The following is a 14,308-nucleotide window of genomic DNA, read 5'->3' as shown; positions in this document are numbered from 1 at the left end:
CTTGACACCGCCGTGAGCCGGTGGCATCCTCGATTCATCAGGCGAGACGCAACGTCTTGTCTAGCGAAGGAGGAACTCCATGACCACCGCCGGTACCACCGCATCCCGTGTCTGGTTCATCACCGGAGCGAGCCGCGGTCTCGGCCGTGCCTTCGCCGAAGCCGCACTGGCGGTAGGGGATCGGGTCGCCGTCGCGGCCCGCACCCGATCCGCGCTCGACGAACTCGCCGCGGCCCACCCGGGCAAGGTGCTGCCACTGACCCTCGACGTCACCGATCGTGGCGCGGTGCAGGAGGCAGTCGATGCCGCCGTCGCCCACTTCGGCCGCCTCGACATCGTGATCAACAACGCGGGCACCCTCTCGATGGGCATGATCGAGGAATTCACCGAGGCCGAGGCCCGTGCCCAGATGGAGGTCAACTTCTTCGGCGCGCTGTGGGTGAGCCAGGCGGTACTCCCGCACCTGCGCGTCCAACGGTCCGGGCACATCGTGCAGGTGTCGAGCATCGGCGGACTCGCCGGGTTCCCGCTGTCGGGGATGTACGCGGCGAGCAAGTTCGCGCTGGAGGGAATGAGTGAGGCACTGGCACTGGAAGCCGGGGAATTCGGTGTCTCGGTGAGCATTCTGCAGCCGGGCGGTTACTGGACCGACCTGTACTCGGCCATGGCGAACACCACGCCGATCGAGGCCTACGCCCCGCTGCGCGCCCAGCTAGAGGCGCAGTGGGCCGAGGGATCGGTCGACAGCGAACCCGCCCTCGCGGCCGAGGCACTGCTCACGCTCGTCAACTCCGACGAGCCGCCGCTGCGGCTGCTGCTCGGAAACATGGTGTACGACTTGGCCTTCCACCTCACCCGCGCCAAGACAGCGACCTGGTCGGCCTGGGAGAAGACCAGCCGAGCCGCGGAACGGGCAATCCCCGCTCCGGGCTCGGTGTAGTCGCTCAGGTCGTGACGGGGGTCCGTGCGGCGCGATCGATCAGGTACTCGACCAGGTGGGTGAGTACCGCCTTGGCCGAGGGCCGGTCGCGTGCGTCGCACAGGATCACCGGCGTGTTCGGATCCAGATCCAGCGCGTCACGCACCTCGTCGACGGTGTAGCGCGGCGCACCGTCGAAGCAGTTCACCGCGATCAGGAACGGCAAGCCGCGCCGCTCGAAGAAGTCCACTGCCGCAAAGGAATTGCTCAACCGCCGGGTGTCGGCCAGCACGATCGCGCCGAGCGCGCCACGGCACAGCTCGTCCCACAGGAACCAGAAGCGGTCCTGGCCAGGGGTGCCGAACAGGTACAGCACCAGATCCCGGTCGATGGTGATGCGGCCGAAATCCAGCGCGACGGTGGTCGTGTGCTTCTGCTCGACCCCCGACAGATCGTCGACACCGGTACTGACCTCGGTGATCAGCTCTTCGGTCCGCAGCGGCGCGATCTCACTGATCGCGCCGACCATGGTGGTCTTGCCGACGCCGAAGCCGCCGGCGATGAGAATCTTGACCGAGGCGGCGAGGTGCTGGCCGCCTGCGGCTGTCGGGTCATAGTTTTCGGATGCCATCCAGAACCGCTCGCAATATGTTGAGGTCACCGGCACCGGCCTCGGCCGCTACCGGAGCCCGGAAGATGAGGTGGCCCTCGGCGATGAGATCACCGACGAGGATTTTGGTCACCGCCAGAGGCAGTTTGAGCACGGCCGAGACCTCGGCCACCGACTGCGGACGCTTGCACAGTTGTGCGATCGTCGTGTACTCGGGTTCCGGCTTACGCAGGGTGGGGGCGGGATGAACCGCCACCACCACCGTGAGCATGTCCAGATCGTGCGCCGCGCCCATGGTGCGTCCGCGGGTCACCGCGTACGGCCGGACGAGAGGTCCGGCCGCGTCGTCGAACCACGGATCGCCGAGTCGAGTCATTGTCGAAACTTTCTATAGCTGCGCATGCCCGTGCCGCGGCTCCGTCGACAGATAGCTGCCGACCCGCTGCACGGTGAGATTCATTTCGTAGGCGACCATGCCGAGATTGGCCGACTCGTTGGCTTGCAGTGCCAGGCAGGCATTGTCGCCTGCCGAGGTGACGAAGAGCACCGCTCGATCGAGTTCGATCACCGCCTGGCGCACGCCGCCGCCGTCGAACCGGCTGCCCGCGCTGCGCGCGAGACCGTAGAGGGTCGAGGACATGGCGGCGAAGTGTTCGGCGTCTTCACGCTTCATCTGCGAGGAGCGTCCGAGCAGCAGTCCGTCGGTGGACAGCACGACCGCGTAGCGGACCCCTGCCAGCCGGTCGACGAGATCGTCGAGTAGCCAGTTGAGATCACCGGGGGAAGAGTTCACCTCAGCCTTCCTGTTCGTCCTGATTCGAAGGGGTCTGTTGTTTGCGACCCTGGCGGGTGCCGTTCTCGATCGCGGACATGATGTCGCGCGCCTGTTCGGGGGAGCGGGGACGCTCCGGTGCGCTCGGCGTCTCGGCGGCGGGCTCGGCGAGCTCGGGCGCCAGATTCGTCTGCCTGCTGCGCCGCGGCAGCGCGGGGCGTTCGTCGGAAGCGGTGTCGTAGCGCGGGGGTGCCACGGCGGGCATTTCCGGTGCCGGTGCCATCGGACGCGGTGTCGGCGGATCGGCGACCAGTGTCGCGACCGGTGCCGGTGCCGATTCGAGGGCGGCGATCGGTCCGGATTCCTGCGGCGCGGGCAGGCCACGGCGCAGCGGGCCCGTCATCGTGGGTGGCGTGCCCGCCAGGTCGGCCTCGCCCGCCAGCAACTGCTGCGGGATCAGCACGATCGCCCGGATACCGCCGTAATCGGATTCGCTCAGCCGCACCGACACACCGTGCGCGAGGGCCAGCCGGGCCACCACGAACAGGCCGAGGCGCGAGTCCGAGGACAGCGTGCCGACACCGAAGTCCGGCGGATCGGCCAGCATGGTGTTGTAGCGGTCCAGGTCGTCGGCGCTCATGCCCATGCCCTGGTCGGTGATCTCGACGACCACACCCTTGCCGACGACATTGCCGCCCGCCTCGACCCGTGACTGCGGTGGGGAGAACGCGGTGGCGTTGTCGACCAGTTCGGCGAGCAGGTGCACGAGGTCGGCCACGACGGTGCCGACGACACTGACCTCGGGCAGTTTGGTGACCCGCACGCGGGCGTAGTCGAGTGTTTCACCGATGGCGCTGCGCACCACGTCCATCACCGGCACCGGCTGCCGCCACTGCCGCCCCGGGCGACCGCCGCCGAGAATGATCAGGTTCTCGGCGTTGCGGCGTTCGCGGGTGGCCAGGTGGTCGAGCCGGAACAGGGTCTCGAGCAGCGCCGGATCCTCTTGGCGCCGTTCGGCTTCGTCGAGGATCTCGAGCTGGCGGTGCACCACGATCTGGCTGCGGTGGGCGATGTTGAGGAACACCGCGCGCACACCTTCGCGCGTGCGGGCCTCGTCGACCGCGGCACCGATCGCCGCGGCCGCGGCGTGCTCGAAGGCCTTGGCGACCTGACCGATCTCGTCGCGCCCGAAGTCGAGGGTCGGCGTGGTCTCGGCAGGGTCGACCTCGCCACCGTCGCGCAGGGTGCGCATGGTGGCGGGCAGCTGCTCGTCGGCGAGTTGCAGTGTCGCGGTACGCAGGCGGCGCAGCCGGCGGATGATCCGATTGGCCAGGACCACCGCGACGAGGAAGACGAGCACACTCAGCGCGAGCACGCCGCCACCGGCCAGCGCGGCGTTCGTCTCGGCCTTGCGCGCGGAGTCCTCGGCGAGCTTCTGCACGTGGTCGTTGTAGGTGGTGTAGGAGTCGAGCAGGCTCCGGTTGACCTCGGCCGCGGCGTTCTGCCATTCGGGAATCGCCATCGGCAGTGCGGCGGGGGTGGGGGTCTTGCTGGTCGAGGTGCTCGCCTGGGCGGCCGCCGACACCGCGAAACGCTGCACGAGAGCCGATTCCATGGCGCTGAGCTGTTGCCAGTGCCCGGTGGCCGTCAAAGCGACGACGGCACTGCGCTCGGGTTCGTCGAGGCCGGCGGCCAGGTTGGCGATTTCGCCGTGGTAGAGGCCGGTCTGGTTGGTGAACTCGTCGAGCGGGATGGTCGAGGCGCCGTCGGAGGCCACCATCGCGGCGGCGACCGCGTTGCTGCGTGACATCGCCTCGGCGGCACCGAGCAAGCGCAGTCCCTCGGACACACCGGAAGCGACGATCGCGTCGGGCGCCGCGCGCTCGGCGACCTTGGTGCCCTGGATGATCACGTTGAGCAGCGAGTTGTAGAACAGGTAGGCGTCCGCGATCGGCAGCATCCGGGCATCGGAGCCCTTGCGGACGCCGTCCAGATGCGTGCCGAGCGTGGCGAAGCCGGCCTTGTCGTCGCCGATATTGGAGTCATCGATCGCGCGCAGGTTCTCACCCGCGGCGATCAGCCCGCGAAAGGCGCCGTCCATGCGCGTGCGCGCGGCGGCGAGCGCGAGCGAGGCGGTCTCGTCGCCTGCGATGTGGGCCAGGGTGAGGTGGCGCTCGGATTGGACCGCCTCGATCAGCTCACGGGCCGGTACGGCGGCATCCTGCAACTGCACGGCCCACGACTTGGCCTTGTTGCTCTGCTCGACCAGGTAGCCCGCCGTACCGACGCCGACCACCACCAGAGTCAAACTCGGGATGAGAGCAATCGCCAGAATCCGGGTGCGCACACCGAGTCTCGCTAAGAACATCGCCATAACGTAACGGAATCGTTGCACTGTTGTCGTGTCTGTCTCGCTGAGCGAGACGCGATTTGGTTTGCGCGGGAACACATTTGCTATATGGGGCGGACACGAAAAAACGGCGAGCTCACCCCGCCGGCTGAGCCTCGATGGCCCAGTCGGCGGGGGCTCGCCGCGACCTGGCAGCGCCGGGAAAGATGCTGCCAGGTCAGGTTTTCGGCGGCGCCGCTACAGCGTGCGGTCGGCGCCCGTTCGTGGTGGCGGTGCGGCCGCCAGTGCCGCGTTCTCCGCCTCGGTCAGCTGTCTGGCGCGCAAGACGAAGCGCTGGCCGTGACCGGCTTCGAGGGAGTCCTCGGCGGCCTCGCCGCGCGCCACATCGACGGTGAAGTGGGTATCCTTCCAGCATTCGAATTGCTCGGCGCTGATCCAGAATTCGGTGTGCCAGCTCAGGCGCCCGAGCAGGACGTCGGCTTTCTCGATCGGGAACTGCTTGGTCGACAGGCACACCGGCGCGCTGTCGTCGTCACAGCAGTCGCCCGTCTGGCGGAACAGCACCGGTCCGTTGTCTTCGATGACGCGGCGTAGCAGGTTCTGGGCGCGCTCGGTGATCTCGACACGGTGGATTCGATTCTGCATCAGAACATCCCGAGTTTCGTCGTCGAATAACTGACCAGCAGGTTCTTGGTCTGCTGGTAGTGCCCGAGCATCATCGCGTGGTTCTCCCGGCCGAATCCGGACTTCTTGTAGCCGCCGAACGCGGCGTGGGCGGGGTAGGCGTGGTAGCAGTTGGTCCAGACCCGGCCCGCCTTGATGCCGCGGCCCAGTCGGTGGGCGGTGAACATGTCGCGGGTCCACACGCCCGCACCGAGACCGTAGAGGGTGTCGTTGGCGATGCGGATCGCTTCGTCGACGGTATCGAAGCGGGTGACCGCGACGACCGGGCCGAAGATCTCCTCCTGGAAGATCCGCATCGTATTCTCACCTGCGAAGACAGTGGGTTCGATGTAGTACCCACCCGGTAGACCGTCGACCTTGCGTGCTTCCCCTCCAGTGAGCACGCGGGCGCCTTCGGCTCTGCCGATGTCGAAATAGGACAGAATCTTCTCGTACTGGTCGTTGCCGGCCTGCGCGCCGATCATCGTCTCGGTGTCGAGTGGATGACCGGACACGATGGCCTCGGTGCGGGCGATGGCGCGGGCGAGGAATTCGTCGTAGATCGACGAGTGGATCAGCGCCCGCGACGGGCACGTACACACCTCGCCCTGGTTCAGGGCGAACATGACGAACCCCTCGACGCACTTGTCGAGGTAGTCGTCGTCGGCGGCCAACACATCGGGCATGAAGATGTTGGGGCTCTTGCCGCCGAGTTCGAGGGTGACCGGGATGATGTTGTCGCTGGCGTACTGCATGATCAGCCGCCCCGTGGTGGTCTCGCCGGTGAAGGCGATCTTGGCCACGCGCGGGCTCTGCGCCAGCGGCTTGCCCGCCTCGACGCCGAATCCGTTGACCACGTTGAGAACTCCGTCGGGCAGCAGGTCCGCGATGAGTTCGACGACGAGCAGCAGCGAGGCCGGCGTCTGCTCGGCCGGTTTGATGACCACACAGTTGCCCGCCGCCAGCGCGGGCGCGAGTTTCCACGCGGCCATCAGGATCGGGAAGTTCCACGGAATGATCTGCCCGACCACCCCGAGCGGTTCGTGGAAGTGGTAGGCGACGGTGTCGGCGTCGATCTGCGAGAGCGAACCTTCTTGGGCGCGCAGCACTCCCGCGAAGTAGCGGAAGTGGTCGATGGCCAGTGGCAGGTCCGCCGCCAGGGTTTCGCGGACCGGTTTGCCGTTGTCCCAGGTCTCGGCCACGGCCAGTGGTTCGAGGCTGTTCTCGATCCGGTCGGCGATCTTGAGCAGGATGTCGGAGCGCTCGGCGACCGAGGTCGCGGCCCAGCGTTCGGTGGCGCGGTGCGCGGCCTCCAGGGCCATGTCGATATCGGCGGCGGTGGAGCGGGCCACGGCGCAGAAGGTCTCACCGTCGACCGGTGAGGTGTTGTCGAAATAACGGCCTTCGACAGGGGGCGCCCAGTCACCTCCGATGAAGTTGTCGTATCGGGCGGCATAGCTGACTATGCCGGTATCCGATCCGGGTTTGCCGTAGATCATTCGCCTCGCTCCTCGCGACCTGTGCGTCGTGCTGCACACTATTGTCGGCGAAGGTTGGTACGAGGTTGGTGACGGCGTTTGTGCAGGTCAGCCCTGGCGCGCGGTGAAAAGCCGGGCGGTAACGACAGCGCGGCGAACATCGTCGCGCGGCAGTAGCCGCAGGGCGTGCTCGTGCACGGCGACATCGCCGGGGCACCGCTGCCCGAACGCCACCGCGTGTTCGGGCCGATCGCTGCCGAGCACCGCGTTGCGGATACCGACGTCGAGGTGAGCGCGCCATTGTTCGACGCCGGGCAGATCCGAACCGGGCAGCAGCGGCCCGCGATACAGCCACAGCGCCGAGGTGAGGTCGCCGCCCTCGATGGCGGCCAGCAAATCCACCGCATCGCAGGACACCGCACCGGTGAGCATGTAGCGCCGGTTCGCGATCTCGCCGCGGGTGGCTCGGCGCAGGTGGGACACATCGGCTTTGAGTGTGTTCAGCGAGACCGACCGCTCGCCGTAGACCGCGGCGTGCAGCTGTTCGGGGGTGTAGCCGTCGGGTTCGAGCGCGAGCAGTGCCAGGATCTCGAGTTGCCGTGGCGGCAGTGGCACCGGGCGGCCGTCGCGCAAAAGCCTTGCCGCGCCGAGGCATTCGAGCCGAACACCCGGTGCCGGGGTCGGTGCCTCGGCGCGCAGCATCGTCTCCACGGCGGTGACCAGCGCGCGCACCGAGGTCATCACCATCGGATGCGAGCGTTCCCAGGTGGAGGAAAGGTCGAGCACGCCGACCGTCCGGCCGTCGGGTCCGTGGATGGGCGCGGAGTAGCAGACCCAGCCGTGCAGCGCGGCGACGAGATGCTCGGCGGAGAACACGGTGACGGCCCTGTCGTCGTGCAGGGCCAGCGATAAACCGTTGGTGCCCATGTGGCTTTCGTCCCAGACACCGCCGGGAGCGAAGTTCACCGCTTCCCCCTGGCGGCGCAGCGTGCGATCGCCCGCGGTCCACAGGATGGTGCCCGATTCGTCACTGACGACAGCGAGATAGCCCGATTCCTCGGCCATTCCGCGCAGCTGGCCCGCGAGTTCGGTGACAGGTCTGCGCAGCGGGGATTCCGTCCAGCGGTCGCTGATGTCGTTGAAGCCGGGAGCGACTTCGGTGGCGGGGTCGACGGTGTGCAGAGAGCGCTGCCAGGATTGGGCGACGTCGTCGCGCACGGCCCCGGTATCGCGGGGCAGGGTCAGAGGGCGCGACGGTGCGGCGAGGCGGTTCCACTGCTTCTCGAGCTCGACCCGGTAGTCCGAGAGGTGTTCGGGCCGGTGCGGTCCGGCGATCAGGTCGTCCTGGGCGCCTGGTCGAGCACGTCCGAGTCCTTCGCGCGGACGAGCCCTCCTTGGTTCCTCGTCCACGTTCACTCCCTGCTTGTCGGTGACGCACCGTTCCGGCGACGAGAACGGGTGTGGCGCTTACTGTTTATCAGTTTCGCCACCGCCATGGGAACGTTTACGGCGAGGACTGCCAGGTCACCGGTCTCGCGACTGTCGCGTCGCCTTGACGCCCACGATTACTTGTTCAGGAAGATCCCGGCGATGTCGGCGTTCTTGATCGGGGTGTCGACATTGCGCTGGGTCGCGCACAGCAGGTCGACCTGCACGATCATCGAGTCGACCACGGTGCCCATCGGCTCGTTGTCGTTGCCGGTCTGCTGCTTGATCGCCTTGGTGATGGTGATCCGCTTGGTGTTCGCGTCCTGGTTGACGTAGTCGCGGCAGGTCGTGTCGCCGCCCTGGTTGAGTGCCCGCTCGACCTCGGTGCACCCGGTGGCCAGTGCCGCCAGCACCGCGACGCCCACCGCGACGGCGCCGGTTCGGGTGTTGGCAGCCATGTTTCCTCCTGGAATGGTCCGTGTACGCGCAGCCGCGCGTCGGTGCCAGCTTATGTGGTGGCGCTCAAGCGCGATGGATCCGCAGGGGAACCCGCAGTTCGGCGGGGGTGAGGGAGCCGTGGTGGCCGATCATCAGCGATTGCAGCGGTTCGGCGCCGGACCGGATGACACCGCCGTCGCCGCTCGCGATCACGACCAGGTCGCCGATGCGTGCGGCGGCGTCGCGGGTGACGGCAGGCCCGAACCAGCCTGCTTCGATCGCCTCCTCGCGGGTGCGCACCAGGAACCCGTCCCCGAGAACGCCGCGCCAGGTGTCGGCGACGGCGGCACTGTCGTCGGTGTAGACGTGACGGGCGCGTGGTTCGCCACCGAGTGCGACGACATTGTCGGACAGATACGGGTGGGTGTCGAAATCGATGCGCTCGACGAGTTCGACCATGCCGTGATCGGCGGTGACGACGAGCGCCGAGCGGGCGGGCAGCCGCGCCGCGATCTCGGCGGCGATCCGGTCGACGTTGGCCAGCTCGAACCGCCACGACCGGCTGGCGGGCCCACGGGCGTGGCCGGTGGTGTCGAGTTCCGAATGATAGGTGTAGACAAGGGTTTTCGGGGCCGAGGTGAGAGCGGTCAACACGCCGTCGACCAGATCGCCCACCGAATAGGCCGTGCGGAATCCGCCGCCCCGCCAGCCGGCCAGGGTCAGGCCGGAGCCGTCCTGGTAGCTCGGCGCGACCTGCACCGCCGCGATGCCCGCGTCGGTGGCGCGTTCGAAGATGGTGCGGTGCGGCTGGATTCGGTCGGGTGGGAGCGCGGTGCGCGCGTCGACCTTCGGGCCGTCACCCATGAGTTGCCACCTGAGCGAATTGAACAGGCGTTCTTCGCCGGGCAGGCGCATGCAGTAGCCGACGATGCCGTGCTCGCCCGAGGGCAGGCCGGTGCCGAGGGTGGTCAGGCTCGTCGCCGTGGTGCTCGGGAAACCGGCGTCGATGCTCACCTCCGGCAGGCTCGTCAGGAACGGCGCCACAGCGGATTCGGCCGCCAGGGCTTGCGCACCGAGTCCGTCCACGAGCAGCACGCAGACCCGGTCGACGTCGAGGTCGAGACCGAGTCGGTCGGTGTCGCCCGGTACGCCGAGGCAGGTCAGGATCGAGGGAAGTAGATCGGCGAGTGATGCTGTGCCGTAACGCGGGGTGAGCAGAAGATCGTCGGTCACGCCTGTCCTGTTTCGAATCGGCTGATCAGCCCGTCGCGCAGGACGAACCGCCAGGTGGTACGCATCGAACCCCACCGGCTGTTGGTGTAGTCGGCGGTGATTTCGAGGCCGTCGTCGGCGTCGACCGTGTCGACGACGAGATGCCCGTTGCTACTGAAGATCTCGGCCTCGGTCCACTGCGTGAGATTGCGTTCGACACCATCATCGGACATGGTCGCGTCCTCGGTGAGCACACCGTAGAACTGGTCGGTGTCCTGCGCGTTGAGCGCGTCGACGAACGCCTCGACCACGGGATCGAGTTTCGCGGTGCCAGACATCGGGCCTCCTGCTCGAAACGGCTACGCAACGGCTAACACGGTGGTACCCACTGTAGGTGAGTGCACCCGCCGCGTCGTCGGAATATCCGGCGGCGCGTCAGGTGGTCGATGCCCCCGGCGTGATCAGCGTGGTGAATGTGCGCATGATCGTGTCGACGAGCTCGGGCGCGTGGGTGCCCATCTGCTCGCTGCGTTTCTCGAGATGGCCGTCGAGCCACAGCGATGCCAGCCCGTGCGCCAGCCCCCACCAGGCGACGGCGAGGGTTTCGGCGCCCTCGGCGGGCAGGGCACCCTCGGCGACACATTGGGCGAGCGTGTCGACCAAGACGTTGAAGGCGGCGTCGCCTGCGGCGCTGGCATCAGGATGTTTGTCGGGTTGGGACAGCTCGGGCCGGAACATGAGCCGGAACTGGGCCGGGTGCTCGCGGGAGAACCGCACGTAGGCATCGCCGAGTTCGGTCAGTGCCGCGAGGGGGTCGGTCGTTGTCGCTCTGGCGGTGACCATGTAGGTGGCCAGCTGCTGGAAGCCGTCGATCGACAGCGCCGAGAGCAGTGCGGCCCGGTCGGCGAAATGGTGGTAGGGCGCGCCGCTGCTGACTCCGGCCTCCCTGGCGACGCGGCGCAGGCTCACCGCGGCCAGACCCTCGCTCTCGATCAGGCGCAGGCAGGCGTCCATCAGCGTGGCGCGCAGGTCGCCGTGGTGGTAACTGGTGCGCTTCACCCTGAAGAGCGTAGGCGAGACCCGTGCCGAAATTGGCACTGGACAGCAAATCTATGCAGTGTTTAGATTAATTGAGCACCGCTTAGATAGGAGACACCATGACCACTCGGGTCCTCGTCACCGGCGCGACAGGTTTCGTCGCCGGCCACTGCATCGCCGAACTCCTCGACCACGGTTACGCCGTCCGCGCCACGGTGCGCGACCTCGCCGCGCACACCACACGCGCCCACCTCACCGAACTCGCCCGCCGCACCGGTGGTGAGCTGGAATTCGTCGCGGCATCCCTCGACGACGACGCGGGCTGGGCGGCGGCGGTCGCCGACTGCGACACCGTGCTGCACGTCGCGTCACCGTTTCCCGCCACGCCGCCCGAGCACGAGCGAGAGCTCATCGAACCCGCGGTCGGCGGCACCCTGCGCGTCCTGCGCGCCGCCGCGGCCGCCGGTGTGCGCCGGGTCGTGCTCACCTCCTCGGTCGCCGCCGTCGCCTACGGCCATGACGTGGACGCGGTGCGCACCGAGGACGACTGGTCGGTGGTCGACCGCATCCCCGCGTATCAGAAGAGCAAGACCCTCGCCGAACGGGCAGCCTGGGATTTCATCGAGAACTCGCCCACCACAACCGAACTCGTGGTGGTCAACCCCGGCATGATCCTCGGCCCGCTGCTCGAAGCCCGGACCAGCACCTCCCACGAACCGGTCCGCCGCCTGCTGGCCCGCGACGTGCCCGGTTCGGTGAACACCGGCTGGACTCCTGTCGACGTGCGCGACCTCGCCGTCGCGCATCGGCTGGCGATGGAAGTGCCCGCGGCCGCGGGCAATCGGTACATCTGCGCCGCCGAGCCGCTCTGGATGGGCGAGCTCGCCCAGCGACTCGCGCGCGACTACAACCCGCAGGGCTTCCGTGTCCCGACCCGCGTCCTGCCGAACCTGCTGATCCGCCTCGTCGCCGTCTTCGACAAAGGTGTGCGGCTGACCGTGCCGGTCCTCGGCCGCACCGAACACGTCAGCGCCGACAAGGCCCGCCGCGAACTCGGCTGGACCATGCGCCCGATCGAGGACACCATCCGCGACACCGCCGACAGCCTGATCGCGTTCGGCATCGTCACCGCTCCCGGCCGCCGCGCGACGTCATCGCGCGCCGCTGTCGGAACGCGCTGAGCGGGCGGGGAATACGATGTTGATCACCGCGCTCGTTCTCACTCTCATCGGCGTCGTCCGCCGGAAACTGCGTGGTACCGCCGCTGCTGAGACCACCGGGCGTGCCGTGCCCGGGCTCCGGCTCGAGCGGTTCAGCGACGCGGTGCGGCGGGCGGCGACCCGGCTGATCCGCGAACCGCTTCCGGCGCTGTCGGCAGCGGTCGCCGTACTCGGGCTCGCCGTTGTCGGCACGCACCTCGCGTGTTCGGGCCAGGTCTGACGTCAACGCCATTCTTGGCGTTGCAGATCCAGGATCACCGGGTGCATCAACGTCGACACCTCGGGGTCGACTGCCCGGCGGTCGGGTGGGAAGACGGTGGCCGCGGCGAGGGTGTTCTCGTCCAGGGACCGCAGGGGACCAGGGCCGTGCAGGGACGGGTTCGGGGACGTGGTGGCCGACGCCAGCACGAAGCCCCAGTCACCGAAACTGGGGACGTCCACGTGGTACGGGGTGGTGTGCAGGCCCGCGGAACGCAGGGTGGCGTCGATGGTCCAGAAGGAGCGCGGAGCGAAGAAGGGTGAGCCCGATTGGACGACCATGCGAGCCCCGGGGGCAAGGACATTCGCGGTCATCGCGTAGAACTCCTGCGAGTACAGCTTGGCCACCGAGGTCTGGTCGGGGTCGGGCAGGTCGACGATCACCGCATCGAAAAGGCCTGGCGCGCTGCGTAACCAGGTGAACGCGTCGGCGTTGACCACGGTGACCCTCGGGTCGTCGAAGGCGTGCTGGTTGAGGTCGGTCAGGCGGTCGTCGGTGCGGGCGAGGTCGACCATCGCCGGGTCGAGTTCGACCAACGTCACGCTGGCGATATCGGGATAGCGCAGGATCTCGCGCAGCGCGAGGCCGTCACCGCCGCCGAGCACCAGCACCTCACGGTGCGGGCCGGACAGGACCGGATGCACCAGCGCCTCGTGGTACCGGTACTCATCGACCGAGGAGAACTGGAGTCCGCCGTTGAGATACAGCCGGGTATCGGTCGTGCCGAACGGGGAGAACGATTCGGTGAGCACGATCTGCTGATAGGGCGTGCGGGTCTGCCACACGATCGGGTGGGCGAACAGGGCCTGCTGCGCGGTCGCCTCGAAACGATCGGCGTAGAGGTAACTGCCGGTGAGGCCACCGGCCACCGCGACGGTGGCGGCGATCAGGGTGTGGCGGGCACCGCGGGTCATCCTGTCGCGAAAGAAGAAGAACGCCAACGCGAGTCCGGCGATCGCGTTCACGACCCCGACCACGAGGCTGCCGCGGATCTGCCCGAACACCGGCAGCAGCAGGAACGGAAACGCCAAGCCGCCCAGCAGCGCGCCCACGTAGTCGGCCGCGAACAGATCGGCGACCGCGCTGCTGGCTTCCTGCTCGCGGATGTCCTGGAGCAACTCCATCAGCAACGGAATCTCCGCGCCGACGAGCATCCCGATCACCGCCGCCGCCAGCACCAGCGTGCCCGTATAGATGTTGAGCCACGCGTAACTGGCGTACAGCGCCGCCACCGAGAGCCCGCCCACCACGGCCAAAGCCAACTCCACCGCCACGAAAGCGGCAGCGGCATGGGGTCGCAACGGTTTCGCCACCAGCGCGCCGACACCCATCGAACACACCATCACACTCAGCGTGATCGAGGCCTGGGCGGCGGTGTCACCGATCAGATAGCTGCCGAGGGTGACCAGCGACAGCTCGTACACCAAACCGCATGCCGCGCAGACGAACACGGTCGCCAGCAGCGCCGCCCTGGCCAGGCGGTGCCGGGGCATCAGGTCAGGCCCGCGGCCACCACCAGCGCGACCGCCACATGCGCCGACGCCGTGACCCACACCGCCGGATGCGGTTCGGCGTCGGCGACGACGGCCCTGAAGTCACCGGGGGTGAGCGCGTCGAGCAGCACGAACGCCACCGCCATCGCGGCCAGCCCGATCACCCCGTAGATCGCGCTGGACAGCAGTGCCTCGGCGATCTTGCCCTCGGAGGTCCAGATGGCCACGGCCACGATGATCCCGACCCCGAACAGGTTCGAGGCCAACAGGATGGCGGCGTTGCGGTTGCGTTCGATCCAGATCTGGGCGCGCAGGTCGCCCGGGGTGAGCAGGTCGACGACGCCGAAACCGACGGCCATCAACACGATTCCCACCGCGGAATAGGCGAGCGCGGCGCCCGCGTCCGCCGCCAGGTCGGCGAGCATGAG

The 14,308-nt window shown here is 68.1% G+C and carries 16 protein-coding genes; 3 read left to right on the top strand and 13 right to left on the bottom strand.

Annotated elements, in window-relative coordinates; genetic code table 11:
• Positions 1 to 79 precede the first annotated feature (79 nt).
• On the top strand, positions 80 to 940 hold the full coding sequence (locus ACWZHB_RS14555) for an SDR family NAD(P)-dependent oxidoreductase (protein ID WP_427908474.1): 861 nt from the start codon (positions 80 to 82) through the stop codon (positions 938 to 940).
• A gap of 4 nt (positions 941 to 944) precedes the next feature.
• Here the strand turns inward: ACWZHB_RS14555 and ACWZHB_RS14550 are convergent, their stop codons facing one another.
• From ACWZHB_RS14550 to ACWZHB_RS14500, 11 genes are all read right to left on the bottom strand, one after another.
• A complete protein-coding gene (locus tag ACWZHB_RS14550) occupies positions 945 to 1,550 on the bottom strand; it encodes a GTP-binding protein (RefSeq protein WP_427908473.1) in 606 nt (201 codons plus the stop codon).
• Positions 1,531 to 1,905 (bottom strand): DUF742 domain-containing protein, encoded by a 375-nt coding sequence (locus tag ACWZHB_RS14545; RefSeq protein WP_266289782.1) that lies wholly within the window; start codon positions 1,903 to 1,905, stop codon positions 1,531 to 1,533. Before ACWZHB_RS14545 ends, ACWZHB_RS14550 begins: the two co-directional genes overlap by 20 nt.
• A gap of 12 nt (positions 1,906 to 1,917) precedes the next feature.
• The gene (locus ACWZHB_RS14540) at positions 1,918 to 2,322 is read right to left on the bottom strand and encodes a roadblock/LC7 domain-containing protein (protein ID WP_067453425.1); all 405 of its coding nucleotides are present in this window, start codon (positions 2,320 to 2,322) and stop codon (positions 1,918 to 1,920) included.
• A gap of 1 nt (position 2,323) precedes the next feature.
• On the bottom strand, positions 2,324 to 4,669 hold the full coding sequence (locus ACWZHB_RS14535; RefSeq protein ID WP_427908472.1) for a sensor histidine kinase: 2,346 nt from the start codon (positions 4,667 to 4,669) through the stop codon (positions 2,324 to 2,326).
• Between the two features lie 219 nt (positions 4,670 to 4,888).
• Positions 4,889 to 5,296: a DUF779 domain-containing protein gene (locus ACWZHB_RS14530; protein WP_427908471.1), complete on the bottom strand. Its 408-nt coding sequence runs from the start codon at positions 5,294 to 5,296 to the stop codon at positions 4,889 to 4,891.
• Complete coding sequence (exaC, locus tag ACWZHB_RS14525) at positions 5,296 to 6,813, bottom strand: acetaldehyde dehydrogenase ExaC (protein ID WP_427908470.1); 1,518 nt, start codon at positions 6,811 to 6,813, stop codon at positions 5,296 to 5,298. The genes ACWZHB_RS14530 and exaC overlap by 1 nt, the downstream gene beginning before the upstream one ends.
• Positions 6,814 to 6,900: 87 nt before the next feature.
• Positions 6,901 to 8,202, bottom strand: a complete 1,302-nt coding sequence (locus ACWZHB_RS14520; RefSeq protein ID WP_427908469.1) for a transcriptional regulator — start codon at positions 8,200 to 8,202, stop codon at positions 6,901 to 6,903.
• A gap of 155 nt (positions 8,203 to 8,357) precedes the next feature.
• The gene (locus tag ACWZHB_RS14515) at positions 8,358 to 8,678 is read right to left on the bottom strand and encodes a hypothetical protein (RefSeq protein WP_427908468.1); all 321 of its coding nucleotides are present in this window, start codon (positions 8,676 to 8,678) and stop codon (positions 8,358 to 8,360) included.
• A gap of 64 nt (positions 8,679 to 8,742) precedes the next feature.
• Complete coding sequence (locus tag ACWZHB_RS14510) at positions 8,743 to 9,891, bottom strand: alkaline phosphatase family protein (RefSeq protein WP_427908467.1); 1,149 nt, start codon at positions 9,889 to 9,891, stop codon at positions 8,743 to 8,745.
• Positions 9,888 to 10,208, bottom strand: coding sequence for a nuclear transport factor 2 family protein (locus ACWZHB_RS14505; RefSeq protein ID WP_427908466.1), 321 nt, complete (start codon positions 10,206 to 10,208; stop codon positions 9,888 to 9,890). The genes ACWZHB_RS14510 and ACWZHB_RS14505 overlap by 4 nt, the downstream gene beginning before the upstream one ends.
• Before the next feature lie 97 nt (positions 10,209 to 10,305).
• Positions 10,306 to 10,929: a TetR/AcrR family transcriptional regulator gene (locus ACWZHB_RS14500; protein ID WP_427908465.1), complete on the bottom strand. Its 624-nt coding sequence runs from the start codon at positions 10,927 to 10,929 to the stop codon at positions 10,306 to 10,308.
• 98 nt (positions 10,930 to 11,027) lie between these two features.
• On the opposite strand from ACWZHB_RS14500, the gene ACWZHB_RS14495 reads away from it, so the two are divergent.
• Both ACWZHB_RS14495 and ACWZHB_RS14490 read left to right on the top strand, forming a co-directional pair.
• Complete coding sequence (locus ACWZHB_RS14495; protein WP_427908464.1) at positions 11,028 to 12,089, top strand: NAD-dependent epimerase/dehydratase family protein; 1,062 nt, start codon at positions 11,028 to 11,030, stop codon at positions 12,087 to 12,089.
• Positions 12,090 to 12,105: 16 nt separating this feature from the next.
• A complete protein-coding gene (locus ACWZHB_RS14490) occupies positions 12,106 to 12,348 on the top strand; it encodes a hypothetical protein (RefSeq protein ID WP_427908463.1) in 243 nt (80 codons plus the stop codon).
• A gap of 2 nt (positions 12,349 to 12,350) precedes the next feature.
• Here ACWZHB_RS14490 and ACWZHB_RS14485 read toward each other — a convergent pair whose 3' ends face one another.
• Positions 12,351 to 13,880 (bottom strand): polyamine aminopropyltransferase, encoded by a 1,530-nt coding sequence (locus ACWZHB_RS14485; RefSeq protein ID WP_427908462.1) that lies wholly within the window; start codon positions 13,878 to 13,880, stop codon positions 12,351 to 12,353.
• A complete protein-coding gene (locus tag ACWZHB_RS14480; RefSeq protein ID WP_378914280.1) occupies positions 13,880 to 14,305 on the bottom strand; it encodes a DUF350 domain-containing protein in 426 nt (141 codons plus the stop codon). The genes ACWZHB_RS14485 and ACWZHB_RS14480 overlap by 1 nt, the downstream gene beginning before the upstream one ends.
• Positions 14,306 to 14,308: the final 3 nt, after the last annotated feature.

It is taken from the genome of Nocardia sp. FBN12 (genome assembly GCF_054031145.1).
This window is presented reverse-complemented; position numbering and strand designations above follow the sequence as displayed.